At 37.3% G+C, this 26,314-nt stretch carries 23 protein-coding genes; 15 read left to right on the top strand and 8 right to left on the bottom strand.

From position 1 onward, the window contains the following. The first annotated feature begins 49 nt into the window (after positions 1-49). Positions 50-640 carry a peptidylprolyl isomerase gene (locus ACFOW1_RS02445; RefSeq protein ID WP_379012095.1) on the top strand — a complete coding sequence of 197 codons (591 nt, stop codon included), beginning with the start codon at positions 50-52 and terminating at the stop codon, positions 638-640. Here ACFOW1_RS02445 and ACFOW1_RS02440 read toward each other — a convergent pair whose 3' ends face one another. From ACFOW1_RS02440 to ACFOW1_RS02430, 3 genes are all read right to left on the bottom strand, one after another. Further along, positions 641-1,009 (bottom strand): hypothetical protein, encoded by a 369-nt coding sequence (locus tag ACFOW1_RS02440; protein ID WP_379012094.1) that lies wholly within the window; start codon positions 1,007-1,009, stop codon positions 641-643. It lies immediately after the preceding gene. Positions 1,010-1,571: 562 nt separating this feature from the next. After that, on the bottom strand, positions 1,572-3,857 hold the full coding sequence (locus tag ACFOW1_RS02435; protein ID WP_379012093.1) for an aconitate hydratase: 2,286 nt from the start codon (positions 3,855-3,857) through the stop codon (positions 1,572-1,574). 144 nt (positions 3,858-4,001) lie between these two features. Continuing rightward, on the bottom strand, positions 4,002-6,770 hold the full coding sequence (locus tag ACFOW1_RS02430; RefSeq protein ID WP_379012092.1) for a bifunctional aconitate hydratase 2/2-methylisocitrate dehydratase: 2,769 nt from the start codon (positions 6,768-6,770) through the stop codon (positions 4,002-4,004). A gap of 203 nt (positions 6,771-6,973) precedes the next feature. On the opposite strand from ACFOW1_RS02430, the gene ACFOW1_RS02425 reads away from it, so the two are divergent. From ACFOW1_RS02425 to ACFOW1_RS02415, 3 genes are all read left to right on the top strand, one after another. Continuing rightward, the gene (locus ACFOW1_RS02425) at positions 6,974-7,195 is read left to right on the top strand and encodes a PspC domain-containing protein (protein ID WP_379012091.1); all 222 of its coding nucleotides are present in this window, start codon (positions 6,974-6,976) and stop codon (positions 7,193-7,195) included. 249 nt (positions 7,196-7,444) lie between these two features. Continuing rightward, a complete protein-coding gene (mdh, locus tag ACFOW1_RS02420) occupies positions 7,445-8,374 on the top strand; it encodes a malate dehydrogenase (RefSeq protein WP_379012090.1) in 930 nt (309 codons plus the stop codon). Between the two features lie 98 nt (positions 8,375-8,472). After that, positions 8,473-9,705, top strand: coding sequence for an NAD(P)/FAD-dependent oxidoreductase (locus ACFOW1_RS02415; RefSeq protein ID WP_379012088.1), 1,233 nt, complete (start codon positions 8,473-8,475; stop codon positions 9,703-9,705). On the opposite strand, the gene truA is transcribed toward ACFOW1_RS02415, so the two are convergent. Together truA and ACFOW1_RS02405 are read right to left on the bottom strand one after the other, a co-directional pair. Beyond that, the gene (truA, locus tag ACFOW1_RS02410; RefSeq protein ID WP_379012086.1) at positions 9,702-10,448 is read right to left on the bottom strand and encodes a tRNA pseudouridine(38-40) synthase TruA; all 747 of its coding nucleotides are present in this window, start codon (positions 10,446-10,448) and stop codon (positions 9,702-9,704) included. The two genes, ACFOW1_RS02415 and truA, sit on opposite strands and share 4 nt — an antisense overlap. Then, positions 10,448-11,581: a hypothetical protein gene (locus tag ACFOW1_RS02405; protein WP_379012084.1), complete on the bottom strand. Its 1,134-nt coding sequence runs from the start codon at positions 11,579-11,581 to the stop codon at positions 10,448-10,450. Before ACFOW1_RS02405 ends, truA begins: the two co-directional genes overlap by 1 nt. A gap of 57 nt (positions 11,582-11,638) precedes the next feature. On the opposite strand from ACFOW1_RS02405, the gene ACFOW1_RS02400 reads away from it, so the two are divergent. Beyond that, positions 11,639-14,113 (top strand): M1 family aminopeptidase, encoded by a 2,475-nt coding sequence (locus tag ACFOW1_RS02400; protein WP_379012083.1) that lies wholly within the window; start codon positions 11,639-11,641, stop codon positions 14,111-14,113. Positions 14,114-14,258: 145 nt separating this feature from the next. On the opposite strand, the gene ACFOW1_RS02395 is transcribed toward ACFOW1_RS02400, so the two are convergent. After that, on the bottom strand, positions 14,259-14,789 hold the full coding sequence (locus ACFOW1_RS02395) for a hypothetical protein (protein ID WP_379012081.1): 531 nt from the start codon (positions 14,787-14,789) through the stop codon (positions 14,259-14,261). A 381-nt stretch (positions 14,790-15,170) separates the two neighbouring features. On the opposite strand from ACFOW1_RS02395, the gene ACFOW1_RS02390 reads away from it, so the two are divergent. After that, a complete protein-coding gene (locus tag ACFOW1_RS02390) occupies positions 15,171-16,097 on the top strand; it encodes an AraC family transcriptional regulator (protein WP_379012079.1) in 927 nt (308 codons plus the stop codon). Positions 16,098-16,127: 30 nt separating this feature from the next. Here ACFOW1_RS02390 and ACFOW1_RS02385 read toward each other — a convergent pair whose 3' ends face one another. Both ACFOW1_RS02385 and ACFOW1_RS02380 read right to left on the bottom strand, forming a co-directional pair. Then, positions 16,128-16,502, bottom strand: a complete 375-nt coding sequence (locus tag ACFOW1_RS02385; RefSeq protein ID WP_379012078.1) for a DUF779 domain-containing protein — start codon at positions 16,500-16,502, stop codon at positions 16,128-16,130. 102 nt (positions 16,503-16,604) lie between these two features. After that, complete coding sequence (locus ACFOW1_RS02380; RefSeq protein ID WP_379012077.1) at positions 16,605-18,104, bottom strand: aldehyde dehydrogenase family protein; 1,500 nt, start codon at positions 18,102-18,104, stop codon at positions 16,605-16,607. A 163-nt stretch (positions 18,105-18,267) separates the two neighbouring features. Here ACFOW1_RS02380 and ACFOW1_RS02375 point away from each other — a divergent pair, with 163 nt between their 5' ends. The 9 genes from ACFOW1_RS02375 (at position 18,268) to cysD (ending at position 26,188) form a co-directional block, all read left to right on the top strand. Further along, on the top strand, positions 18,268-18,705 hold the full coding sequence (locus tag ACFOW1_RS02375) for a hypothetical protein (RefSeq protein ID WP_379012075.1): 438 nt from the start codon (positions 18,268-18,270) through the stop codon (positions 18,703-18,705). Positions 18,706-18,729: 24 nt separating this feature from the next. Next, on the top strand, positions 18,730-19,218 hold the full coding sequence (locus ACFOW1_RS02370; protein WP_379012074.1) for a thioesterase: 489 nt from the start codon (positions 18,730-18,732) through the stop codon (positions 19,216-19,218). A gap of 150 nt (positions 19,219-19,368) precedes the next feature. Beyond that, a complete protein-coding gene (locus tag ACFOW1_RS02365; protein WP_379012072.1) occupies positions 19,369-20,211 on the top strand; it encodes a VOC family protein in 843 nt (280 codons plus the stop codon). 185 nt (positions 20,212-20,396) lie between these two features. Beyond that, positions 20,397-21,164: a lysophospholipid acyltransferase family protein gene (locus tag ACFOW1_RS02360; RefSeq protein WP_379012071.1), complete on the top strand. Its 768-nt coding sequence runs from the start codon at positions 20,397-20,399 to the stop codon at positions 21,162-21,164. A 178-nt stretch (positions 21,165-21,342) separates the two neighbouring features. Continuing rightward, positions 21,343-22,224, top strand: coding sequence for an ATP synthase F1 subunit gamma (gene atpG, locus ACFOW1_RS02355; RefSeq protein WP_379012069.1), 882 nt, complete (start codon positions 21,343-21,345; stop codon positions 22,222-22,224). Positions 22,225-22,302: 78 nt separating this feature from the next. Then, positions 22,303-23,007, top strand: coding sequence for an SMC-Scp complex subunit ScpB (gene scpB, locus ACFOW1_RS02350; RefSeq protein ID WP_379012068.1), 705 nt, complete (start codon positions 22,303-22,305; stop codon positions 23,005-23,007). 47 nt (positions 23,008-23,054) lie between these two features. Then, a complete protein-coding gene (gene lysA, locus ACFOW1_RS02345; RefSeq protein WP_379012067.1) occupies positions 23,055-24,269 on the top strand; it encodes a diaminopimelate decarboxylase in 1,215 nt (404 codons plus the stop codon). Positions 24,270-24,490: 221 nt separating this feature from the next. Beyond that, positions 24,491-25,204 (top strand): phosphoadenylyl-sulfate reductase, encoded by a 714-nt coding sequence (locus ACFOW1_RS02340; protein WP_379012066.1) that lies wholly within the window; start codon positions 24,491-24,493, stop codon positions 25,202-25,204. A 75-nt stretch (positions 25,205-25,279) separates the two neighbouring features. Then, positions 25,280-26,188 (top strand): sulfate adenylyltransferase subunit CysD, encoded by a 909-nt coding sequence (cysD, locus tag ACFOW1_RS02335; RefSeq protein WP_379012065.1) that lies wholly within the window; start codon positions 25,280-25,282, stop codon positions 26,186-26,188. Positions 26,189-26,314: the final 126 nt, after the last annotated feature.

Genomic DNA, 26,314 nt, shown 5'->3' with positions numbered 1-26,314 from the left:
TTTCATCAGCTTTTGTGGCAACTGGTTTAAATAGTATTTTGCACACTGTATGAAACAAATAGCCTTCCTAGTTATCTTAAGTTGGTGTTGCTTGGCCTGCAAAAGCAAGCACGTGTACGACAATCCGCATGTACGTATTGAAACCTCTTTTGGCGATATTGAACTGGAATTATTTGATAAAAAAGCACCGAAAACGGCAGGTGCATTTTTGGCTTATGTGGATTCTGGTTTTTATGACAATAGCAATTTTTACCGTGTACTCAATATTACCAATCAACCTTCCGATGCGCCTAAAACTGAATTGATACAAGGCGGACTTTGGAAAAGTAATAATGCAAAAGCAAGAAGCCTAAAAGGCACACCACACGAAACCACTTTGCAAACAGGTATTTTGCATAAAACAGGTGTTATCTCTATGGCAAGAAACGAGCCCGGTAGCGCCACCACCGAGTTTTTTATTTGTATGGATAACGAACCTGGCCTTGATTATAACGGCGAAAACATGGCAGATAAACAGGGCTTTGCGGCTTTTGGCAGAGTGGTAAAAGGAATGGATGTTGCAAAAATGATTTACAAAGAATCGGATATCAACCAACAATTTAAAACACCCATCCCCATTTTTAAAATCGTACGATTATAGCTACGGCTTTACCATAATTTCTGCTTCTTTAGCAACAATTATTTCTGGTTTGCCTTTAAATTCTTTAATCACACCCGTAATACATACCTCCTTTTCTACATAAAACTCTTCAGGTTTATTGCTGAAGTTTTTTCTACTATCTGCTTCAATCAAAATGGTTAATGGCGATTGCGGATAAGCGGCACCCATATTTAGCAACGTGATTTTATTATCGCTTCTATCAAAATACCTGCCGCCAAATATTTTACCACATACCGTTACACTATCGCCGATATGTTTGGCCGCTTCGTCCGGGGTAATTTTTGTTTGGGCAGATAAGATAGTACTGAAAAGTAGTATGGCCACTACTGAAAAAATAAGATTACGCATGGTCTAATAATTTGGTGGCAAGTTTGGGGAATTTATTTTGGTAGCACTATCAATGACAATTAAACGCTTAAGTATGGGTTTAAATGGTCTTTTTTTGGGAAATGACAGATATAAGACGATGATCGCATCCAATTTCTGTAGATCTATTGTACCCATACAACAAGCTGAAGCAAGTTATAAGAAGGCGTTGCACTACTACAACAGCCTGACGCAAATTGCAGGAAACATCTGTACCTCTACGACAGGCTCTCGCAAATTGCAGGAAACATCTGTACCTCTACGACAGGCTCTCGCAAATTGCAGGAAGCATTTGTACCAGTACAACAGGCTGTCCACAACTTTCTACTCGTTGTACATGTGTAATGGCGGGAAGTTTTGTAACGCCTAAAACTTTTTTTATTTAAAAACGCAGTTTTCAAGTTTTAAGAATTTCGTTCAAATGGTTTAAAAGCTTCCTACAAATTACAGCAGCTATTTCAAATACTATCAAAACTGTTAACATAAAAATCCCGCCACCATGGGCGGGATGGGATTTATTTCTCATAATGCACAATGCACTTGCTTAATTACCAGCCACTTGCTTGCGAATGATGTTTAATGCTGCACCAGCTTTAAACCATTCAATTTGCTGGTGGTTGTAAGTATGGTTGGCTAAAATTTCGTCTTTACTACCATCGGTATGAGTCAATACAAGTGTTAACGGCTTGCCCGGTGCAAACTCAGTTAAACCCACGATATCGATGGTATCATCTTCTTGAATTTTATCATAATCGGCTTTGTTAGCAAAGGTTAAAGCCAGCATGCCTTGTTTTTTCAAGTTGGTTTCGTGGATACGCGCAAAGGATTTGGTAAGTACCGCCCGAACACCTAAGAATCGAGGCTCCATGGCTGCATGTTCACGAGAACTGCCTTCACCATAGTTTTCATCACCTACTACAATACTGCCTATACCTGCAGCTTTATAAGCACGTTGTGTAGCAGGTACAGGCCCATATTCGCCAGTTAATTGATTTTTAACGCTATCTGTTTTCTCGTTAAAATAATTTACTGCACCAATCAACATGTTGTTACTAATATTATCTAAATGTCCACGGAATTTTAACCAAGGCCCCGCCATAGAAATATGGTCAGTAGTACACTTGCCTTTTGCTTTAATGAGTAGTTTCAGGCCTTTCAAATCTGTCCCCTCCCATTCAGCAAATGGCGCTAACAATTGTAAACGCTTACTTGCAGGGTCTACCGCTACGGCTACGCTACTACCATCTTCAGCAGGTGCTTGATAGCCAGGATCGTCAACTGCAAAACCTCTTGGTGGTAATTCCATTCCAGTAGGTTCATCGAGCTTAACGCGTTCACCTTTTTCATTGGTTAAAAAATCGGTGATAGGGTTAAATGTTAAATCGCCAGCAATCGCTAATGCGGTAACCAACTCTGGACTTCCAACGAATGCCAAAGTGTTTGGGTTACCATCTGCACGTTTAGCAAAGTTTCTATTAAAACTATGAACGATGGTATTGCGTTCTTGCTTTTCTGCGCCCACTCGTGCCCACATACCTATACAAGGCCCGCATGCATTTGCAAAAACCGTGGCCCCCATTTTATCAAAGATTTCTAAAAATCCATCACGCTCAATGGTATAACGCACCTGTTCGCTACCCGGCGTAATGGTGTATTCTGCTTTGGCTCTTAAGCCTTTTTCATTGACTTGTTTTGCCAAAGACACCGCTCGAGAAATATCCTCATAACTACTGTTGGTACAGCTTCCAATTAAACCCACTTCAATTTTTGTTGGCCAATTGTTTGCTGCGGCAGCTTCTTTCATTTTAGAAATCGGCGTTGCTAAATCTGGTGTAAAAGGCCCATTTAAATGCGGCTCTAATTCACTTAGATTAATTTCAATCACCTCATCAAAATATTGTGCAGGATTGGCATAACATTCAGCGTCGCCATTCAAATATTCTTTAATTCCATCAGCCATGGCAGCAATTTCTGCACGACCAGTTGCAGCCAAATACCTGCTCATACTTTCGTCGTAGCCAAAGGTGGAAGTAGTAGCGCCAATTTCAGCACCCATATTACAAATAGTGCCTTTACCAGTGCAGCTCATGCTGGTAGCACCTTCGCCAAAATATTCAACAATAGCGCCCGTACCACCTTTCACCGTTAAAATACCTGCTACTTTCAAAATAACATCTTTAGGCGCGGTCCAGCCACTTAATTTACCAGTTAACTTTATACCAATCAGTTTAGGCCATTTTAATTCCCACGGTAAGCCTGCCATTACATCACAAGCATCTGCACCGCCAACGCCAATAGCAATCATACCAAGCCCACCAGCATTAACGGTATGGCTATCGGTTCCAATCATCATCCCGCCAGGGAAAGCATAATTTTCTAGCACTACTTGGTGAATAATACCTGCACCGGGTTTCCAAAAACCTAACCCGTATTTATTACTGACAGATGCTAAGAAATCATAGACTTCTTTGCTTTCTGAGTTGGCTACTTCAAGATCTTGCTTGGCTTCATTTTTTGCCATGATTAAATGGTCGCAATGCACCGTACTCGGTACAGCCACTTTAGGACGTCCAGCTTGCATAAATTGTAACAAAGCCATTTGCGCTGTAGCATCTTGCATAGCTACTCTATCGGGCGCAAAATCCACATAACTTTTACCGCGACCAAAGTTTTCCAACTTCATATCGCTATGTAAATGTGCAAACAGAATTTTTTCTGATAAGGTTAACGGTCTACCCAAAGCTGTTCTTGCTGCATCAACTTTTGCAGGCATTTCTGCATACACTTTCTTAATCATGTCAATGTCGAAAGCGGTATTTTTCATTTCCATATCGTTAAAATTGAGGTTTTTTAGAGAGGCTAAAGTTAGTGATTGTATTCGATTAAGACAGGTTTAGCATATTCGATTGTCGATAAAAAAAGCCCCATTCTATTTTAGTTGAATGGGGCTTCACAAGTAATTTGAATGATACTTTTATTTCACTAATTGCATACTAGATGGGGCAAATTTGGTTAAATTGATACCATCTACCGCTTTTACATATTCTTCAATCGTTGGTGTTCTACCAAGAATAGTAGATAATACCACAACAGGTGTAGAAGATAGTAACGATTCGCCTTTTTTACCTTCAGCGTCTTCAACCACACGGCCTTGGAACAAACGTGTAGAAGTTGCCATAACCGTATCACCTTTGGCAGCTTTTTCTTGGTTGCCCATGCATAAATTACAACCGGGTCGCTCTAGGTATAACATTTTTTCGTAAGTAGTACGTGCAGCAGCTTTAGGTGCGTTATCGTCAAATTCAAAACCAGAGTATTTTCTCAATACTTCCCAATCGCCTTCCGCTTTTAATTCATCTACAATATTGTATGTTGGTGGCGCTACCACCAATGGGGCTTTAAATTCAACTTTACCATTTTGCGCTTCTATGTTTTTAAGCATTTGCGCCAAAATTTTCATATCGCCTTTGTGTACCATGCAAGAACCAACAAAGCCAAGATCTACTTTTTTATCGCCACCATAGTAAGACAATGGTCTGATCGTATCGTGCGTATATCTTTTAGAAACATCTGCATTGTTCACGTCTGGGTCAGCAATCATTGGCTCGGCAATGATGTCTAAATCAACCACTACCTCTGCATAATATTTCGCATTAGCATCAGGTTTTAAGGCTGGTTTTTCGCCAGATTGAATTTCTGCAATACGTTTGTTTGCTTTGTCAATCAAACCTTGCAATACTTGGTTTCTATTATCCATGCCTTTGTCAATCATAATTTGGATTCTGCTTTTGGCAATTTCCAATGATTCAATCAAAGTGGCATCTTCAGAAATACAAATAGACGCTTTCGCTTTCATCTCAGCAGTCCAGTCGGTAAACGTGAAGGCTTGGTCTGCAGTTAAAGTACCAATATGTACTTCAATCACTCTGCCTTGGAACACATTTTCACCGCCATATTGTTGTAACATCTGTGCCTGCGTAGCATGTACCACATCGCGGAAATCCATGTAAGGTTTCATGGTACCTTTAAAAGTAACTTTCACAGAATCAGGAATTGGCATAGAAGCTTCACCAGTAGCCAATGCCAAAGCAACGGTACCTGAGTCAGCACCAAAAGCCACACCTTTAGACATACGTGTATGCGAGTCGCCACCGATGATAATTGCCCAATCATCCACGGTGATATCATTCAATACTTTGTGAATAACGTCGGTCATTGGATGGTAAACACCTTTAGGGTCACGACCAGTAATTAACCCAAATTCGTTCATGAACTTCATCAATTTTGGAATATTTGCTTGCGCTTTTTTATCCCAAACTGAAGCGGTATGACAACCAGACTGATAAGCACCATCTACTGTAGTAGAAATGGTGGTAGCCGCCATTGACTCTAATTCTTGAGCTGTCATTAAACCAGTGGTATCTTGAGAACCAACAATATTTACCAATACACGCACATCAGAACCAGCATATAACACTTTGCCTGGTGTAGCACCTACCGCATTTTTATTGAATATTTTTTCAACAGCAGTGAGGCCTTGACCTTCAATTGACACCTCTTTTGAAGGGGCAAATACAGGCGCAATAGCAATACCAAGTACTTGAGAAGCGAAAGTTTGGATTTTCTTACCAAACACAATGGCATATGAACCACCCGCTTTGATAAATTCCATTTTTTGTGGAGTGAATGATTTAGAAATATCAATCAACTCTTTATCGCCGTTGTACAATTTTTTTGTTTTTGTGTTAATGGTTAATACTGTACCAGTAGCCACAGAATAAACATGTTCAAGTATCGGTTCGTTATTTTCATCACGCACCACTTTACCATCAGCATCTACTTTTTTAACCCAGTTTTTAAGGTCAATACCAATACCACCCGTTACATCCACTGTGGTCAAGAAAATGGGAGAAATACCATTTGTACCACCTACAATTGGGGCAAAGTTTACAAAAGGTACATAAGGGCTCGCTTGTTTGCCTGTCCAAAGTGCCACATTGTTTACGCCAGACATTCTTGAAGAACCAACCCCCATGGTACCTTTTTCGGCAATCAACATCACAGATTTATCAGGATGTTGTGCTTTCAAAGCTTCAATTTCAGCTTGGGCAGCAGGAGAAATCATACATTTTCCATGTAATTCACGGTCAGAACGAGAGTGTGCTTGGTTACCCGGTGACAATAAATCGGTTGAAATATCACCTTCGCCAGCTATAAATGTTACTACTTTAATTTCTTCAGGTACATCTGGTAATTTGGTAAAAAACTCAGCCTTAGCATAACTTTCAAGAATGTCTTTTGCAGTAGCATTGCCACTTTCATAAGCATCTTTCAAGCGTTTCAAATCTGCATCGTACAAATACACTTGTGTTTTTAATACATCACCAGCTTGTTTTGCAATAGCAACATCGTTGCTTAAGGCTAAATCCAACAGCACTTCAATAGAAGGCCCACCTTTCATGTGCGACAGTAGTTCAAAAGCAAAATCAGGGGTTATTTCTTTTACAACAGCCTGACCTAAGATGATTTCTTTTAAAAACTTAGCTTTTACACTAGCCGCGGGTGTGGTTCCTGGTAAGGTATTATAGATAAAAAACTGTAGCGAGTCAGTACGATATTCATTGTCTAAATCTTTAATTTGCTCAATAATATCGGTTATCAAATCAGCACTATCAATAGGCTTTGGATGCAGCCCTTGTAATTTTCTTTCTTCAATTTCGTTGATGTAGTCTTTATAATTCATGATGAAACTTTTTCACATTAAACTTAAATACAGTTGTATAGTCACAGCCATTCAAACTTTTTAATAGTAAATTTTAGCTGCTTAAATTTTGGTGGCGAATTTACGGTAAAACAAAACCCAGTTAAAATGTGTTTTAGTTTATCATGTAAATTTTATAAATTGCATTTGATTGGCAACCCCTATCAATCGAAAAACGTACGACTATGGACAAGATTAGAGCTTTTTTTGAGGTTCATGCATTTGGGGTTTGCACAGCTTTGGGCGAAAGACTAGGCATTGCTACCACACGCATACGCATGTGGTTTATTTACATTTCGTTTCTTACCGTTGGTTCGCCTATTATTGTATATATGATTTTAGCTTTTTGGCTAAATATGAAACGCTACATCACCGCAGCACGTAGAAATCCTTTAAGGGATTTGTAGATTACATTAAACCTTAATTGCATTTTTAAACAATATTCATCTTTGCGTAAGGGATGGCAGCGAAAAGTCCACAGCCTGAGGAACGAAGGCGAGGACTTGCAGCGAACAGCCCAACCCAACGGGTTACGCCATAAAAAAGTTACTAAATTCCACGTAATCGTTCCCGTTTTTAATTCGTTATAATACCTAGTTACCCTTTACTTTTGCACCGCAAAAAATTATTTCCATTTAACCATAAAATTTTCTTGTATGAAAGTTACTGTAGTAGGTGCTGGTGCTGTGGGCGCTACTTGTGCCGATAACATTGCTCGTAAAGAGTTGGCTGCTGAATTGGTATTGTTAGACATTAAAGAAGGCGTTGCAGAAGGTAAGTCTATAGACATGATGCAAACCGCTGCTTTATTGGGTTTTGATACAAAAATTAAAGGTGTTACTAACGACTACGCTGCTACTGCAGATTCTGATGTGGTAGTTATTACTTCTGGCTTACCACGTAAACCAGGTATGACGCGTGAAGAACTAATTGGGGTAAATGCTGGTATTGTAAAAAGCGTTACTGAAAATATTTTAAAATATTCACCAAATACCATCATCATCGTTGTATCCAACCCAATGGATACCATGAACTACCTTACCTTACAAACGTCTGGTTTACCTAAAAACAAAATTTTAGGTATGGGTGGTGCGTTAGATTCTGCCCGTTTTAAATACTATTTAAGCCAAGCTTTAGGTTGTTCACCTGCTGACTTAAACGCTGTGGTAATTGGTGGTCATGGTGATACGACTATGATTCCTTTAATTAAACACGCTACTTGGAACAGCATTCCTGTCACCAACTTTTTAACCCAAGAACAACAAGATAAAGTAGTTGCTGATACCATGGTTGGTGGTGCCACTTTAACCAAACTAATTGGTACTTCTGCATGGTATGCACCAGGTGCTGGTACAGCAGCTATGGTAGAAAGCATTTTACGTGACGAGAAAAAATTAATTTCTTGTGGTGTAGCTTTAGATGGCGAATATGGTCAAAAAGATATTTCACTAGTAGTACCTGTCGTTTTAGGTAGAACTGGTTGGGAAAAAATTGTAAACTTCTCATTAAGCGATGCTGAACAAGCTGCCTTTAATAAAAGCGCCGACGCGGTACGTAGCATGAACGATGTATTGAAGACGTTATAATTTGTAAACGCAAACAAGTATTAATTAAGAAGGTATCATTTACAAAAACGTATTTGATACCTTTTTTATTTACTTTCAGCACCTAAATTTTGGAGATTTTGACATATATACAGACTTCTATCTGCATTATTGGTGCCGGTCCTGCCGGTGCAAGCACATCTATATTTTTGGCAAAAAAAGGTATTGCACACACTATTGTAGATGCGGCTGAATTTCCGAGAGATAAAATTTGTGGTGATGGGTTGGATTACAAAACCATCCGAATGTTGAACCACATAGATCCCAATATAATTGAAAAGGAAATTTTCAATCATCCAGATTTCACGGCTTCTTGGGGCTTGCGATCCATTATGCCTAATGGCAAATTGAAAGATTTTATGCACCAGCCTGATGCTGATAAACCACATCAATGCTCGTATTTTGTAAGTAAGCGCATACACTTTGATCATTTTTTGGTACAAAAAATCAATCCAGAGTTTGCCCAATTTATGCGCGGCATTAAAATAGTGAACATTGCACGGGATGGTAAAAAATGGCTATTATCTGCTGTTAATAAAGAAGGTGAACATACTATTTGTTGCGACCTTGTAATAGGTGCCGATGGCGACCATAGTATTTTATTAAGGCATTTAGGTGAACGCAAAATAGATCGAAGTCATTATGCTGGTGCTGTAAGACAATACTGGCAAGGCATCACCGATATGCATGAGAAGAATTTGCTAGAAATCTATTTTCCTAAAAATTTACCGATGTCTTACTTATGGGTATTTCCATTACCAAATGGCGAAGCCAATGTAGGTTTAGGTATGATTAGTAAATATGCTGCAAAGCAAGGTATCAATTTTAGAACGCAGATGCAAAAAATGATTGAAAACGATACTGCGATTGCACATCGATTTAAAAACGCCAAACCATTAACACCCATAGAAGGTTGGGGTTTGCCATTGGCTTCCTTACGCAGAAATCTGGCAGGCGATGGTTACTTGTTGACGGGCGACGCTGGCTCTATGATTTCACCTTCAAGTGGCGAAGGCATTGGCAACGCAATGATTACTGGCTATATAGCGGCGCATTTTGTAGAAAAAGCTATTGCCAAGAACGATTTTAGCGCTCAAACATTTGCCAATTATAACCGTGAGGTATTTCGCATTTTTAACGACGAGATAAAAGCGCATAACTTTTTCTCACAGTATAAAATTGCTGAAATTTCTATGTGGCTACTAAATAATGTGTGGTTGAACACATCATTATTCAAACATTTTTATGAAAATAAAATTAGCGCTTGGACAAATACTGCCTACAACAAAACATTGAAAGTAACAGTAGATTAAGCTAGTGTATAAATATCATCGGGGTAAGTCACTTTTACTAAAAACAAGCCATGTGCGGGTGTACTAAAATTAGCCTTGGTGCAATCTTTCGCTTCAATAATATTTCTAAAATCAGCGACAGAAATAGTACCCCTTCCTGCCAACAACATGGTACCAACAAGGCCACGCACCATACCCCGCAAAAAGCGATTGGCCTTTACATTAAATACCAAGCAGTCATTTTCGTATATCCATTGCGATAGCATAATATCGCAATTAAAATTATTAACTTGTGTATGCTTTTTAGAGAAGCTAGTAAAATCTTGATACTCAAACAACACTGCGGCGCATGCATTTAAAATTTCTATATCTAAAGGAAAAACATAGCGCCAAGCAGTCTCCTCTAAAAATGGATTTTTATCTTGGGTAATAAAATACTTGTACTCTCTTGCTTCGCCGCTAAACCTAGCATGCACATTGTCTTTTACTTGAGCGATATTTTTAATCACTACATCGTTTGGCAGTAGTGCATTAAGGTTGTACACTTTTTTATCTAATGGTAAATCGGTATCTACATGATAAAAATTTTGCAAGGCATGAACACCTGCATCGGTACGAGACGAACAAGTAAGTTGCAATGGCTGACGATAAAATATCTGCAACGCATCTTCAACTACCGACTGAATAGTGATAGCGTTTTGCTGTACTTGAAAACCGCTATAATGGGTGCCCTTATAAGCTACTTCTATAAAATACCTAGGCATTATTGCAGGGCTTTTCTAAATTGTTCAATAGTTTCTGGCTTGGTTAAAAGCTTTTGTAGTGTAGGAAAATTGTAAGTATCGTACACTGTTTTTTTGGCAGAGAGAAAGAAGGTTAATTTATTTTCTTCTTCTATTAACAAATAGCTTAAATACTTCACTTGTTCAACTGAAAAACATTTGTCTTTAAATGCCTGCGCACCAATATTGAGCATTTCGTATTCAGCTTCTGCTGCCGCCATTTTAGCGCGTGTTTTTAAAAAATCCTCATTGGTGGCGAATGTGCAGTTTTTTACACTCTTATCTACTTTGTTGGCCAAATTCGCTTTTACCGCGGTGGTGCTATCAGCTTTTGAAGTAGTAGCATTTGGTACAAACACACGCACAGTATCGCCTTTATCAATATATACTTCTGTAACACCAGTTTCTGAAATAATACTAGATAATTTTTTAATACCATTAGTTGCAACGTCTGTTTTTGGTAAGATGTTTATTGTGCCATCGTTATTTACTGATATGTTTGGCAGTTTTTTTGGCTGTCCGTCAAAATCAAAAGAACCATCATTCCCTAAAGTAGAGGTAGCTTGAGGTTTTGCAACTGCATTAACAGACGTAGTAGTGGTAGCTCCAGGCGTTACAGTTTCTACAGTTTTGGTTACTGTTGGTGCTTGTGCAGTTACATTGGTAGAATAAATCGCTTCAGACTTTAAGCCTGCACTCACTATAGAAAAATCTTCTAGATTAAAGAGTTCCCATTGCTTATCGGCATTTAATCTTAATGCATAACCCAAATCGTTGTTAGCAATAATAGTAGCAAAACTTTGTTCGGGATATTTATCTCTAGCAAAGCCAATTTTAAAATTCACTTCCCCACTTTTTAGCTTTGGTAAAATTAAATAGCCGTTTATACTAGAGCTATAGTTTATGCCGTTTAGCATTACATAAAATGGCTCTTTGGTTTCAGATTGAAAATATATAAAATGGTTCACATTTTGCTGTGCATTAGCGCTGGCGCTTAACAAACAACCCATTAATAGTATTGGTATCAATAACTTCATCGTAATAACATTCGTGATTGCAAACTTAAGTGGAAAATGCATTTGCGTAATAGAAAATGCGATTGTGTAACTTCTCATAATCTGTAACGTATTTATACGTCTTGCAATTATCTTTACCACAATAAAACTATTTGAATGAAGCAATTATTATTAGCATTGAGCCTCTTTGTGTCGCTTGTAAGTCTGGCACAGCCCGCTGCCCAAGACACCACTTGGAAAAAACAATACAGAGCATTTGCCCCCAAAGTAAACGACCTTGTACACACCAAACTTGAAGCAAAGTTTGACTACGCTAAGCAATATATGTATGGTAAAGTGTGGCTTACACTAAAACCACATTTTTATGCCACCGATAGCTTGCAATTAGATGCAAAAGGTCTAACAATCAACAAATTAGAAATAGTAAAAGCTGGTAGAAATACAGCATTACAATTTACAAATACTAAAGAATACTTAATTATTAAGCTAGATAAACCCTATAAAGGCGGCGAAACTTACACCATTTATATAGACTATATTTCTAAGCCAAATGAGCTTGAAGTAAAAGGTAGTGCTGCCATTAGCGATGCAAAAGGTTTATACTTCATTAACCCTTTGGGCGAAGAAAAAAACAAGCCCACACAAATTTGGACCCAAGGCGAAACAGAATCTAACTCAGCTTGGGTGCCTACTATAGATAAACCCAACCAAAAAACAACCACTGAGTTTTGCTTAACTGTTCCTGCTAAATATGTAACGCTTAGCAATGGCAGATTGGTTTCCCAAATAAAAAATACCGACGGTACTAGAACCGACTGCTGGAAAATGGAATTGCCACATGCACCTTACTTAATGTTTATGGGCATTGGCGATTTTGCCATTGTAAAAGATAGCTATAAAGGCAAAGAAGTAAGCTACTACGTAGAAAAAGAGTACGAAAAAGTAGCTAGAAAAATATTTGGCCTTACACCAGAAATGATAAAATTCTTTAGCGAAAAAGTAACTGGTGTAGATTTTCCTTGGAATAAATACGCACAAATAGTAGGGCGTGATTATGTAAGTGGTGCGATGGAAAATACCACTTCTACCCTACATGGTGAAGGTGTACAGCAAAATGCACGTGAATTGGTTGATGGAAACGGTTGGGAAGGCACCATTGCACACGAACTATTTCACCAATGGTTTGGTGACTATGTAACCGCCGAGAGCTGGAGCAACATCACTGTCAACGAATCTTTTGCTGACTATAGCGAGTACTTGTGGCAAGAATACAAATACGGTAAAGACGCTGCCCTAGAAGATAACTACTCACAAATGCTGCGCTACATGGGTAATCCTGATGACGCTAAAAAAGACCTTGTTCGGTACTATTATGCAGATAAAGAAGATGTGTTTGACAATGTAAGCTATCCCAAAGGCGGCCGTATTTTAAACATGTTACGCCATTATCTTGGCGATAGCGCTTTTTTTAAATCGCTAAACGTTTATTTAACTACCTACAAGTTTGGCAATGGTAACCCAGATAAATTGCGCCTAGCAATGGAACAAGTAAGTGGTAGAGACTTACATTGGTTTTTTAATCAATGGTATTTTGGAAGTGGTCATCCTAAAGTAGAAATTAGTTACGCTTACGATGCGGCCGCACAAAAAGCGTCTGTGTTTATTAAGCAAACACAAGCTGGCGATAAAATCTTTAAACTACCTATTGATATAGACATTTACCATGGTGCTACCAAAACAAGAAGCACTGTGTGGATGGAAAACAAAACAGATACATTTACCTTTAGCGCAGCTACCAAGCCAGATTTAATAAATGTAGATGGCGATAAGTACTTGCTTTGGGAGAAAAAAGAGAGCAAAACATTAGCTGAATATATTCATCAATATAAATATGCTAGCAACTTTGTAGATAGACGCGAAGCCATTGATTTTGCTACAAAAAATAAAAAAGACCCTGCTGCATTTGCCCTGCTAAAAGACGGTTTAAAAGACCCTTACTTTAAACTTCGCAATCGTAGCTTGCTACAAGTAAGTGATAAAAACCTTGATGCTACAACGCTTACTATTATTGAAAAAATGGCTACAAACGATCCAAACAGAACAGTACGTAGTTATGCTATTGATGCGTTGGCGAAAACTGAGAAAAAAGAATATCTACCATTGTACCTAAAAGCCGTAATGGATAGCTCGTACTCTGTAGCAGGTGCCGCTTTAGATGCCATAGCAGGACTTGATGAAGAGAAAGCGATTAGCTTATTACCTACTTTGTTAAAAGACAATAAAGGGCGTTTAAAATCTTCTGTAGATGCAGTGGTGGTATTAACCAAAGGCGACAAAGATTTTGATGAAATGTTTGGTAACTACAAGCAAGTAAAAGGCCTACAAGAGCAGTTTAATGCATCGTTTAATTTTATAGATTACTTAGCCAAGGTAACCACTACCGATAACTTTAAAAAAGGCATAGACGAGGTAATTGCCTTTAGAGAAAAAGTAGCGCAATACGGCGTAGCGCCGCAAATTAACAATGCTATACAAGACATGGCCAAAAAGAAAGAAGCTTACAAAGCCAAAGCACAAGATGCAGCAGCTATCGATATTCAACTGGCCTACATAAAAGAGAAATTGAAATAAGCTAGTTGCTTGTTAAAGGTTCTTAGTTGCTTGATAGAAATTTGCCAATCCTTAAGGATTGGCAAATTATCTTATTTAGTTAGTTTTATTGACTAATTGGTCAGACTTAAAATTGCTATACTTACCAATAAGTGCTATTACCTTATTAATGAAACTTCCTAGTATATTCAGCTAGCTTTACAATTTTACTATTTTTAATTTGCACGTCATTAATTACTGAAACAGAATCTTTTGCACCTTTTCCATCATCATAGTATTGCACGTACCATAGTGTTACCCATTCTTCGCTTTTATCTTTAGCAATTACGGATTCCCAGTCTTTCATGGTAACACTTACATTTTTATAATTATTCCAAGAACCGATTAACAAAACTTTCAAACTATCATTTGAAAGTTTTTTATCCATACCATCAAACATTACCTGAGTAGTATCTGCAAAATATTTTACACATTCATCAAATTTACCTTTTTCCCAAGATTTTAAAGCACTTAAAGCAGTTGCCGTATTGGCAGAACTACCTATTTCCCAATTATCGGGATGTTCAATAGTGTAAGCATAAGCTGTAGGTACTTGTGCAGAATCTTTTGTAGCTTTAGATGTTGAGTCTGCATTTTTGCAACTCGTAATTGCCGCTGCTGCTATTACAGCTACTAATAAAATCGAAATCTTTTTCATAAAGTAAGTTTTTGATGATTGTTTTTAAAATAACTGGTATTGAAAATAGTACATTATTTATGAAACAATCAAATTAATAATTTTTTATTTACTCATTTTAGTAAAGCGATATATATCTCTTTAAGGCCTCTCAAACTCTTCAAGAAGACTTAGTGAAATAATGTGGAAGACTTTGGTAACTCAAACAGTTCATTTTTTGAAGTCGTAATTAACTCTAATTTGTATATATTTCAAATACAACAATAGTGAATGTCTTAATGATGTTACCTAACCAAGCTTAACAAATAATTCTCTCTTACTTTCACTATTTCCTCTTAAATTTATTTCTGTTTGTAACGCTTCTGCAAAGCAGTTATTTTACTATCTAACGATGTATTAATTATGTCACACAATAAAGTTGCGCCACTTGCGCCAGCACTTACGCATACCGATTCGTTAAAAACATTGGTAGAAAACAGAACTATTTACAACCTAGATTACTGTGAGTTAAATGTATTTGAAACTTATCAAACAAGCGAATTAGTGCCACTTCGCTTTAACGATTTAGTAGTTACCAGCATGTTACGTGGAAAAAAAATAATGCATTTGTTTGACAAACCCGGCTTCGATTATTTACCTGGCGAGTCGGTAATTATCCCCGCCAATGTAGAAATGCACATAGATTTTCCTGAAGCAACTTTAGAAACGCCTACACAATGTCTTGCCCTTGCTATAGACAATAAAAAAATTGAAAACACACTGAACTTTTTAAACGAGAAATATCCCAAAGAAGGACGTAATAATTTTTGGCAATTAGACGATAGAAATTTCTTTTTCTACAACAACCAAGAGCTTGCTATCACGATTAATAAACTCATTGGTATTTGCCAAAGCACCTCGTTAGGAAAAGATGCATTGGCAGATTTAACCTTGCAGGAATTGCTCATCCATATAACACAAGCACAATCGCTGAAAGCTGTAAGTGAGATGGACTTACAAAAAACCAGTACATTTTTAGCGCAAGCAATTGACCTGATTCGCAAAAACTTAACGGGTAAGATTAACTTGCAGCAAATAGCCAAAACAGCTTGTTTAAGTACAGCTACTTTATACAGACTTTTTAAAAGAGAACTAGGCATTAGCCCAATAGAATTCATTATTCTCGAACGCATAAAATATGCCAAGCGCTTACTTAAAAACCAAGACATCTACATTAAAAATGTATCTTTTGAGGCAGGATTTGATGATTGCAACTACTTTATACGCGTATTTAAACATTATGAAGGTATTACACCAAAGCAATACCAACAGTTAAATAAAGCATCCTAATATGTATGATATTAGAAGTAAAATTTACTATTAATCTTCTAAAAAACGAATAGGTGACAAGTGTTGTAATTCTTCATCTGTAAATACACGAGACTGTGTTAAAAAACGCAAGCCCATAGGTATTTCTAATGAAAAACTTGCTCCTCTTCCAGCTGCTATATGTATATGTAATTGCGTATATTGCCAATATTCAAATTGATCTTTTGCCATCCAAAATTCACAGCCCTCAATCTCACCAAGGCACACATCGCTTGCACCGAGTTTAAAGTCACCCTTTTCAAAACACATGGGTTGAGAACCATCGCAACAGCCACCGCTTTGATGGAACATTAATGCGCCAAAACGTTGTTGTAAGGTATGAACTACAGCTACCGCTTCTGAACTTATGGTTACGCGAGGTATCATACAAAGAGATTGATGATTTAGAATTTAAATACCCTAAATAAAATAACAAGATGTCGCCAAGCTTACGTTTAGCGACATCTACAACCAAAACAAAACTACCAATTAAAAAAAGCCAAGTTTCTTTTTATCGTAGCTTACTAGCATATTTTTAGTTTGGCGATAATGGCCAAGCATCATTTTATGGTTTTCTCTACCAAAGCCAGATTTTTTGTACCCACCAAATGGTGCATGTGCTGGATAAGCATGGTAGCAGTTTACCCATACCCTACCAGCTTGTATAGCACGTGGCACTTGAAACAGTTCGTGAGAATCTCTCGTCCAAACACCTGCACCTAGACCATACATGGTATCGTTGGCAATTTCGATAGCTTCTTCAGTAGTTTTAAAAGTAGTTACGCATACCACAGGGCCAAAGATTTCTTCTTGAAAAATGCGCATTTTATTATGGCCTTTAAAAATTGTTGGTTGGATGTAATAACCTTCACTTAATTCACCGTCTAACTGCTGCACTGCGCCACCACATAACAATTCTGCACCTTCTTCTATTCCTAATTTTAGGTAAGTCTGTATTTTTTCGTATTGGTCGTTAGAGGCTTGTGCACCCATCATGGTTGTACTATCAAGTGGGTGGCCCATTTTAATGGCCTTGGTACTTTCAATAACTCTCGCCATGAATTTATCGTAAATGCTTTCATGGACCAATATTCTTGAAGGACAAGTACAAATTTCACCTTGGTTCACTGCAAACATTACCGCGCCTTCTACGGCTTTTGCAAAGAAATCATCATCCGCATCTGCTACTGACGGGAAAAAGATATTTGGAGATTTACCGCCTAATTCCATCGTTACAGGAATTAAGTTTTCAGATGCGTATTGCATAATCAATCTACCTGTAGTGGTTTCGCCAGTAAAAGATACTTTAGCAATACGTGGAGATTGCGCAAGTGGTTTACCAGCTTCTGGGCCAAAGCCAGTAACAATATTTAACACACCAGCGGGTACTATGTCTTTGATTAATTCCATCAAGCACATAATGCTGGTAGGCGTTTGTTCGGCAGGTTTTACGACGCAGCAACAGCCAGCAGCTAAGGCAGGCGCAATTTTCCAAGTAGCCATCAGTAAAGGAAAGTTCCAAGGAATAATTTGTCCTACTACACCAATTGGTTCACTTAAGCAAATGCTAACAGTGTTCTCATCGTGCTCAGAAATAGTACCTTCTTCCGCTCTAATAACGCCAGCGAAATACCTAAAATGATCAATACATAATGGCAAATCAACATTCACCGTTTCACGAATAGCTTTACCATTATCAATGGTTTCGATGGTTGCTAACAACTCTAGGTTTGCTTGCATTACATCAGCGATTTTGTTTAAAATGCCCGCTCGGTAGGCAGCAGAACTTTTGCTCCATGTAGGAAAAGCTGTATGTGCTGCATCTAGCGCCAAATCAATGTCTGCTTTACTAGAGCGAGCAGCTTTGGTAAATACTTTTCCATCAATTGGACTAACGTTATCGAAATACTCGCCGCTTACGGGAGCAATAAATTGGCCGCCTATAAAATTGTCGTAATGGGCCTTAAATGAAGGTTTGTTTTGTGGCATAGCAATGTTATTTTTAATTAACAGCACAACATTAGCTAGCATTTTAAAGAATGGTTAGCACTATTTAATCAAAAAGTAGCACAGGCAAAAAACAACAGAATTTCTAAGAACATAAACTAAGCACAACGATAATTAAATTTGTTCGAACCATAACATCTAAAAAATGGATTTAAAAGAGCTTTATAAAAGAGCAACTTTATACCCTTCGGTAATAACCATTATTGCTACCATTGTTTTTGTAACAATAGATAATTACAATTATAAGAGTGAATGGATGACTGGTGAAGCATTCAGCGGCTTTGAGATTATCATGGCATTCTTTTATTGCATTTTCATTAGTGCACTTATTTTACCCATCTTTCTAAACAGCTACTCAATAATTAGCCAAAATAGAGTTTTCAATTTTCTAAGTTGGTTCTTGCTTCCGATGAGTTTAATTGTAGTAGTAATTACACATGAAGTCAAGTATTATCTTGAATATAGTCATCACTTTGATTCTAGTTTAATAGCAGTAATAATTCTTAACCTACCCTTTCTAACAGCACTTGTCTGGACTTATTGTTCTTACATAAAGCATCAAAAGGTGGGTAATCTACCTTAACTTGCAACTCACAAAACGTTTGCCATGTCAGCTCAATTTTCTGCTTTTAAAGCCATCATGACCAATCCTATCAAGTATAAATTATTTTTACTAAATAAACTACCAATGGCTTTTTTGGCTGGGCTACAATTGCAGCAATTACAAGAAGATGCAGCCATTGTAAGCGTACGGTTTAAATGGCTAAACCAAAATCCTTTTCGCTCTATGTACTTTGCAGTATTGGCTATGGCGGCAGAATTAAGTACAGGGATTTTAGCCGTTGCATTTACCTACAAAAGCGAACCAAGCGTGAGCATGTTGGTAGTAAAATGCGAAGGCGAGTTTTACAAAAAAGCCGTTGGCAATATTGTATTTACCTGCAACGATGGTTTGGCCGTAAAAGCTGCTATTGCACAAACTATAACAACCAAGGAAGGCGTTACTGCATGTACCACATCAGTTGGTGTTAATGAACAAAAGGAAGTAGTGGCAAAATTTGTATTCACTTGGAGTTTTAAAGCAAAAGCTTCTTAGTAGGGCTCTCGCGGAAGACGCAGATAACGCAGAATAAATTTTGTTTGTTTGTTTTTACCAATAATTTGTCGTTTTCACACAGGCTATGCGTTTCATGTTAGGTCTATTTTTGTACAAATAATTATTTCATTTACCACTCAATAATTCAACATGGCTAATAAAATTCACCCTTGCCTTTGGTTTGATGGGCAAGCAAAAGCAGCGGCTAGTTTTTATACCAGTATTTTCAGCAATTCTAAAATTACTGCAGATACCCCAATGGTAGTAACCTTTGAAATTGAAGGTTTTAAAATAATGGGGCTAAATGGCGGGCCAATGTTTACCATCAACCCAAGTATTTCGTTATTTGTTACCTGCCAAAGCGAAGCAGAAATAGATAACCTGTATGCAAGACTGCTAGAAGGTGGTAATATTATGATGGCTTTAGACAAATATCCCTGGGCTGAGAAATATGCATTTGTAAGCGACCAGTTTGGAGTTGCTTGGCAGTTAATATATACAAGTGCAAGCATTGGTACTCAAAAAATTTATCCAAGCCTTTTGTTTGTAGGCGAGCAATTTGGTAACGCAAAAGCAGCTATAGAATCTTACGCAAGCATTTTTCCGAATACGCAAATACATCCTTTAAACCTCTACAAAGCAGGCGAAGAAGCGCCTGAAGGTTATGTAAAATTTGGTCAATTTGAACTCAATGGAGCGTTGTTTACAGCCATGGATGGTGCGGGAAAGCATGCATTCCAATTTAACGAAGCCGTATCTATGGTATTAGAATGTACTAACCAAGATGAAATTGATTATTACTGGGAAAAGTTAACCGCCAACGGTGGTAAAGAAAGCAGATGTGGGTGGCTAAAAGATAGTTTTGGTATCAGTTGGCAAATTATTCCTGCTAATCTTGGGCAACTTATGAGTAACCCAAGTAAGGGCGGCAGACCAATGCAAGCCTTGATGCAAATGGGTAAAATTGATATTGCTACATTAGAAAACGCCTAATAGTTATTATCGGTTTTTACAAGATATTCAGATTTATCCTAGTATAAGTAAGCTTTGCAATAGACAAAAGCAGTATCAATTATTAATTGTAAAAACAAAAGTTATGTAATAAACAATTGCTTTAACAATTTACTCACAATACCTATCTTGCAACTTTATTACCGCAGGCTAAAAAGTGCTATTCGATGAGCTTAGTTGACAAACTAAAACATGTTCGTATTGTTCGTTCGCTGATTTACGGCGTGGTTGGTGCTATCACCTATCCTGGTTTAACATTGGTAAATAAAATTGAAATCTCTGGTACTGAGCACCTTAAAAACTTGCCTAATCGCAATGTATTGTTTGTGAGTAATCACCAAACCTACTTTGCAGATGTGATTACTTTTATTCATATTTTTTGTGCAGTTCGCTGGCGCAAAGAAAACCGTTTGGGTCTACCGTATTACTTATTAAACCCATTTACCAATTTATATTTTGTTGCTGCTGAAGAAACCATGAAAGGCAGTTGGATAAGTCGCTTATTTATTTTGGCTGGTGCGTTAACGGTGAAACGCACTTGGCGCGCCGAAGGCAAAGAAGTACGCCGTGGTTTAGATCCTTCAGATACTAGAAAAATAAACCAAGCATTGGATAAAAGCTGGGTAATTACGTTTCCGCAGGGTACTACAAAGCCGTTTGCACCAGGCAGAAAAGGCACTGCCTATATTATTAAAAACAATCACCCGATAGTTATTCCTGTGGTTATTAATGGATTTTGGCGTGCTTTTACTAAAAAAGGCTTGACGTTTAAGAAGAAAGGTTCGTTACTGACCGTTCGTTTTAAAGAACCTATGGTAATCGATTATGAACAAACCACCGATCAGATATTAGAACAAGTAATGGATGCCATTGAACAAAGCAAAAAGTTTATGATGAAGGGGAAGCATCACTTAATGAACGCTTTGGACAAATAAATATGCTACAGTTCCAGTGTGCGACGCAAGCACAGCTACATAGCAGTACAAAAGCTGGTTACCAAAAACATATACCACTCAATTTTAGATTGCTGAAATCAAAAAAGTCGGTTTAAAACATGGTTCAGACTTTTGAAACCTTTACTTTTGCCGCCAATTAACTTGAAACTTAAAACTAATGGGTGCTCAATTAAAAGAGGTTCGTAATAGAATTAAAAGTGTACAGAGTACACAGCAAATTACCAAAGCCATGAAAATGGTGAGTGCTGCAAAATTGCGTAGAGCGCAAGATGCCATTATACAGATGCGTCCATATGCAAAAAAATTGCAAGAGATGCTGAGCAATATTGTGAGTAACATTGATAGTGATACAAGCATTGCATTGGCGGAAGAAAGAGCAGTAGAAAAAATATTATTGATAGTAATTACAAGCGATAGAGGCTTGGCGGGCGCCTACAATAGTAATATTGTAAAAACTGCTAAAGAAACCATCGCTACTAAATACGCCGAGCAATTTAAAAATGGTAATGTCACCATTTGGAATATTGGCAAAAAAGGCTGGGAAAGCATGAGCAAAAGTGGGTATAAAACCGATGCTACTTTTAAAGATATTTTCCTCCACTTAACGTTTGATAACGTACAAGCAGCAGCGCAAGCGGCTGTAAAAGCATTTGAAAATAAAGAATTTGATGCCGTTGAGATTGTGTACAGCGAGTTTAAAAATGCAGCCACACAAGCTTTTAAAGTAGAACAATTTTTACCAATACCAAAGGTTGTGAAAAAAGAAGGCACTACAAAAGCGGATTTTATTTTTGAACCTGCACAAGAAATTTTAGTGGCGGAATTAATGCCTAAGATTCTAAATACACAATTATACAAAGCAGTATTAGATGCTAATGCCAGCGAGCATGGCGCTAGAATGACTGCAATGGATAAAGCAAGTGAAAACGCTAACGAGCTATTGAAAGGTTTGAAACTGAGCTACAACCGTGCAAGGCAAGCAGCAATTACTACCGAATTAACCGAGATTGTAAGTGGTGCAGCTGCATTAGAAGGGTAAATCAGATGATAGAGATTAGTTGACAGTTGATAACTCATTTAAATGCCAACTGTCAACTATCAACTTTTAAACTTTATCATGGAACTTTCTTTAATTATACCACATATAGAAGTTTTAATCTTCGCTAGCGAAAAGCCATTAACTGCTTTAGACATTGTTGAGCTTATCAACAATGCCTTTGGCTTTATGGAAGAACGTGTATCGTTAGAACAAATAGAAACTTGTATAGAAGGCATTAAAGAAAAATACAATTCAGAATTTTATCCATTTGAAGTGAAAGAAAGTGGTGGAGGTTTACAATTTTTAACAAAGCCAAGTTTTCATAAAACAATTGTCCAACTAAATGGCGATAAGTTTTTAAAACGCTTATCTAACGCAGCCTTAGAAACGCTAGCAATTATTGCCTACAAACAACCCATAACAAAAGGCGAAATTGAAAGCATTCGAGGTGTAAACAGTGATTATAGTGTTCAAAAACTTCTTGAAAAAGAATTGATTTTGATTGCAGGTAGAAACGAGAAATTGCCGGGTCACCCTTTAGTATATGCTACTTCTAAAAACTTTATGGATTATTTTGGTATTAATTCTCCTGCCGACTTACCAAAAATTAGAGAAGTGCTAGCCGAACAAGTAGTTGAAGGTACCTTGGTAACACCAAAAGATTTTGCAATAGAATCGCTGCCAAATATTACAGAAAAATCTGACATTATTGTAAATGAAGACGGCCAACTAGAAATAAAGCCTAGTGATAACGAAGCAACCTCAAACAAAGACGAAAACTAAGATTTAATTATACAACAGTTGAATATTCCAATTATAGCAAGCAAATAATGGCCTCACAACTTAGCAACCAACAATTATCAGCAATAGCCCAACAATTTGGTACACCTACTTATGTGTACAATGCTGATAAAATAATAGAACAATACCAAACTTTAACGACTGCATTTACACAACAAAACGTAAGAATATTTTATGCTTGTAAAGCATTGACCAATATCAATATATTAAAATTAATTAAAAATATTGGTGGTAATGTAGATTGTAGTTCTATTAACGAAGTTAAGTTGGCCTTGCATGCAGGTTTTGAACCTAGCCGAGTTTTATATACTAGCAATGGCATTACTTTTAATGAAATTGAAGAAGCGCAAAGCTTGGGTATACATATTAATATAGACAGCTTATCGAACCTAGAAAAGTTTGGTAAAAAATATGGTCATAGCTACCCTGTTGGTATTCGCTTACGACCAAATATTATGGCTGGTGGCAATTTAAAAATTTCTACTGGTCATGATAAAAGTAAATTTGGTATTCCTGTAGACCAGATTGATGAGGTGCTAAAAGTTGTTGCAGATAACAATATTTTCATTAAGAACCTACACATACATACTGGTAGTGAAATTAAAGATGTAGCCGTTTTTGTAAAAGGTATTGAAGTATTATTTGATATTATTCCATTGTTTAAAGAACTGGAAGTTATTGATTTAGGCGGCGGTTTCAAAGTACCTTACAAACAAGACGATGCTGAAACTGACATCAATTTACTAGCCCAAGAAGTAGGTAAAGCCTTTGAAAATCATCCAAACCCCAATGGCAAACCATTGCAAGTATGGTTCGAGCCGGGCAAATATTTGGTAAGTGAAGCAGGTTATTTAATTACCGAAGTAAGTGTGTTAAAAACTACTAAAACTACCACATTTGCTAGTGTTAACAGTGGTTTCAATCATTTGATAAGACCAATGTTTTACGATGCTTATCATAAAATAACCAATATTTCTAATCCTGAAGGTGAAGAACAGGTATATACTGTTACAGGAAATATTTGTGAAACAGACACATTTGCGACAGATAGAACATTAAATGAAATAAGTGAGGGTGATTTATTGGTATTTGCTAATGCAGGCGCTTATGGCTTTGAAATGAGTAGCAATTTTAATAGCCGCTACAAGCCAGCGGAGGTTTTGGTAAAAGAAGGCGAATTTCACCTAATAAGAAGACGTGATACATTTGAAGATTTATTAAGAAATCAGTTAGAAGTTTTATAAAATTTCAGAAAACGCAACCGTTTTTTCATTTTGCTATGGCTAATTAATATTCAATGCCTATCTTCGCCTACCAAACAAGTAGAGTGTTCAATTTATGCAAGCAAAAATCTTCAATTCTAATCGATATAAATGGTGCTGTTGCATGCATAAAATATAATTCTAGAAAGGCTTTTTACGACTACTTCTCTCAAAAAAATCATAACAAAAAAATTAAAAATTAAATGTCAAATAACAATTCAATCGACCTTACATCATTAGTCTACCAAATTGGTGGGTTAAAAGTAAGGGAAAGTTTGGAATTACTTGCAAATAAATTTTCTGGAAAAATTACTTTTTCTTCAAGTTTTAGTTTTGAAGACCAATTAATAAGCCACGAAATACTCGCTAATCAATTACCAATTAGCATTTTTACATTAGATACAGGTCGTCTATTTTCAGAGACTTATAGTGTTTGGAACAGCACCAACGAGCGTTACAATACACACATCAAAGCTTATTATCCCCAAGCAGAGGCGCTTCAAAATTTTGTTGCCGAGAAAGGCCCCAATTCATTTTATGAAAGCGTAGAAAATAGAAAAAACTGCTGCTATATTAGAAAAGTAGAGCCATTAAAAAGAGCATTAGCGGGCAATGAAGTTTGGGTTACTGGCTTAAGAGCAGAACATTCACCCGACAGAGAAAATTTGGAAATATTAGAATGGGATGAAAGCAATAATATTATTAAATATCACCCCTTATTGCACTATACAACCGAGCAAGTAAAGGCAGAAATCAGCAAATACAATATTCCTTATAACCCTTTGCATGACAAAGGTTTTGTGAGTATTGGCTGCTTGCCTTGCACAAGAGCCGTAAAACCTGGCGAAGATTTTAGAGCCGGCCGCTGGTGGTGGGAAGACGCAAGCAAAAAAGAATGCGGCTTGCATGTACATTAAAAAGTCAATAGTGAGTGGTCAATTGTCAGTTAAGATAATTTTTACCATTCGTTTATCACATTTACAAAGCGTATTATGAGCAACTACACATTAGATTATTTAGACCAATTAGAATCAGAATCCATCCATATTATGAGAGAAGTGGCTGGCCAGTTTGAGCGCCCTGCATTGTTGTTTTCTGGTGGTAAAGATTCTATTGTATTGGTGCATTTGGCGTTAAAAGCATTTCGTCCGGGTAAATTCCCTTTCCCATTGGTACATATAGATACTGGTCATAATTTTCAAGAGGCATTAGATTACCGAGATAAATTGGCGAATACTATTGGAGAGAAATTGATTGTGCGCTACGTAGGCGATACCATTAAAACGAAAAACTTAACGGAGCCAAAAGGAAAATTCGCTAGCCGTAATGCCTTGCAAACCTATACCCTATTAGATACAGTTGAGGAATTTCAATTTGATGCTTGCATAGGTGGTGCAAGACGCGATGAAGAGAAGGCAAGAGCGAAAGAAAGAATTTTCTCGGTACGTGACGAGTTTGGACAATGGAACCCAAAATTGCAACGTCCTGAATTATGGAATATTTACAATGGCAAAATTGACAAAGGCGAAAACGTTCGTGTATTTCCTATTAGTAACTGGACAGAACTAGATATTTGGAATTATATCCGCAGAGAAAATATTGCCTTACCTTCTATCTATTTTGCGCATGAACGTGAAGTATTGGAATTTGAAGGTCAATACGTAGCCATGTCAGAATTTATTCAGCTTGAAGCGAATGATACAATTTCTGTGAAAAAAGTCCGCTACCGGACAGTAGGTGATATGACTTGCACAGCAGCAGTAGAAAGTGATGCAAGCAGTATTGAGGATATAATCAACGAAATCATTGCGACTAAAACAAGCGAACGCGGAGAAACAAGAATTGATGATAAAGTAAGCGAAGCTGCCATGGAAGATCGAAAGAAAAATGGGTATTTCTAGCCACTAAATCTACGCTTAGGCAAAGCTCAATAAAGTATCAAGGCAATGCAGTGTGCGACGCAACGATGCTAAATTGGAAAACAAAAGTTGATTACAAAAAAGAAAAAACGTATATCGAAATAAAGC

This window comes from Parasediminibacterium paludis (assembly GCF_042651445.1).
Taxonomy (GTDB): Bacteria; Bacteroidota; Bacteroidia; order Chitinophagales; family Chitinophagaceae; genus Parasediminibacterium; species Parasediminibacterium paludis.
The sequence above is the reverse complement of the archived record's forward strand: the minus strand, read 5'-3'. Positions and strand labels throughout refer to the sequence as shown.

Coding starts and splice junctions, on each gene's coding strand:
- ACFOW1_RS02445 (WP_379012095.1), top strand. CDS start 50: ATGAAACAAATAGCCTTCCTAGTTATCTTAAGTTGGTGTTGCTTGGCC.
- ACFOW1_RS02440 (WP_379012094.1), bottom strand. CDS start 1,009: ATGCGTAATCTTATTTTTTCAGTAGTGGCCATACTACTTTTCAGTACT.
- ACFOW1_RS02435 (WP_379012093.1), bottom strand. CDS start 3,857: ATGGAAATGAAAAATACCGCTTTCGACATTGACATGATTAAGAAAGTG.
- ACFOW1_RS02430 (WP_379012092.1), bottom strand. CDS start 6,770: ATGAATTATAAAGACTACATCAACGAAATTGAAGAAAGAAAATTACAA.
- ACFOW1_RS02425 (WP_379012091.1), top strand. CDS start 6,974: ATGGACAAGATTAGAGCTTTTTTTGAGGTTCATGCATTTGGGGTTTGC.
- mdh (WP_379012090.1), top strand. CDS start 7,445: ATGAAAGTTACTGTAGTAGGTGCTGGTGCTGTGGGCGCTACTTGTGCC.
- truA (WP_379012086.1), bottom strand. CDS start 10,448: ATGCCTAGGTATTTTATAGAAGTAGCTTATAAGGGCACCCATTATAGC.
- ACFOW1_RS02405 (WP_379012084.1), bottom strand. CDS start 11,581: ATGAGAAGTTACACAATCGCATTTTCTATTACGCAAATGCATTTTCCA.
- ACFOW1_RS02400 (WP_379012083.1), top strand. CDS start 11,639: ATGAAGCAATTATTATTAGCATTGAGCCTCTTTGTGTCGCTTGTAAGT.
- ACFOW1_RS02395 (WP_379012081.1), bottom strand. CDS start 14,789: ATGAAAAAGATTTCGATTTTATTAGTAGCTGTAATAGCAGCAGCGGCA.
- ACFOW1_RS02390 (WP_379012079.1), top strand. CDS start 15,171: ATGTCACACAATAAAGTTGCGCCACTTGCGCCAGCACTTACGCATACC.
- ACFOW1_RS02385 (WP_379012078.1), bottom strand. CDS start 16,502: ATGATACCTCGCGTAACCATAAGTTCAGAAGCGGTAGCTGTAGTTCAT.
- ACFOW1_RS02380 (WP_379012077.1), bottom strand. CDS start 18,104: ATGCCACAAAACAAACCTTCATTTAAGGCCCATTACGACAATTTTATA.
- ACFOW1_RS02375 (WP_379012075.1), top strand. CDS start 18,268: ATGGATTTAAAAGAGCTTTATAAAAGAGCAACTTTATACCCTTCGGTA.
- ACFOW1_RS02370 (WP_379012074.1), top strand. CDS start 18,730: ATGTCAGCTCAATTTTCTGCTTTTAAAGCCATCATGACCAATCCTATC.
- ACFOW1_RS02365 (WP_379012072.1), top strand. CDS start 19,369: ATGGCTAATAAAATTCACCCTTGCCTTTGGTTTGATGGGCAAGCAAAA.
- ACFOW1_RS02360 (WP_379012071.1), top strand. CDS start 20,397: ATGAGCTTAGTTGACAAACTAAAACATGTTCGTATTGTTCGTTCGCTG.
- atpG (WP_379012069.1), top strand. CDS start 21,343: ATGGGTGCTCAATTAAAAGAGGTTCGTAATAGAATTAAAAGTGTACAG.
- scpB (WP_379012068.1), top strand. CDS start 22,303: ATGGAACTTTCTTTAATTATACCACATATAGAAGTTTTAATCTTCGCT.
- lysA (WP_379012067.1), top strand. CDS start 23,055: ATGGCCTCACAACTTAGCAACCAACAATTATCAGCAATAGCCCAACAA.
- ACFOW1_RS02340 (WP_379012066.1), top strand. CDS start 24,491: ATGTCAAATAACAATTCAATCGACCTTACATCATTAGTCTACCAAATT.
- cysD (WP_379012065.1), top strand. CDS start 25,280: ATGAGCAACTACACATTAGATTATTTAGACCAATTAGAATCAGAATCC.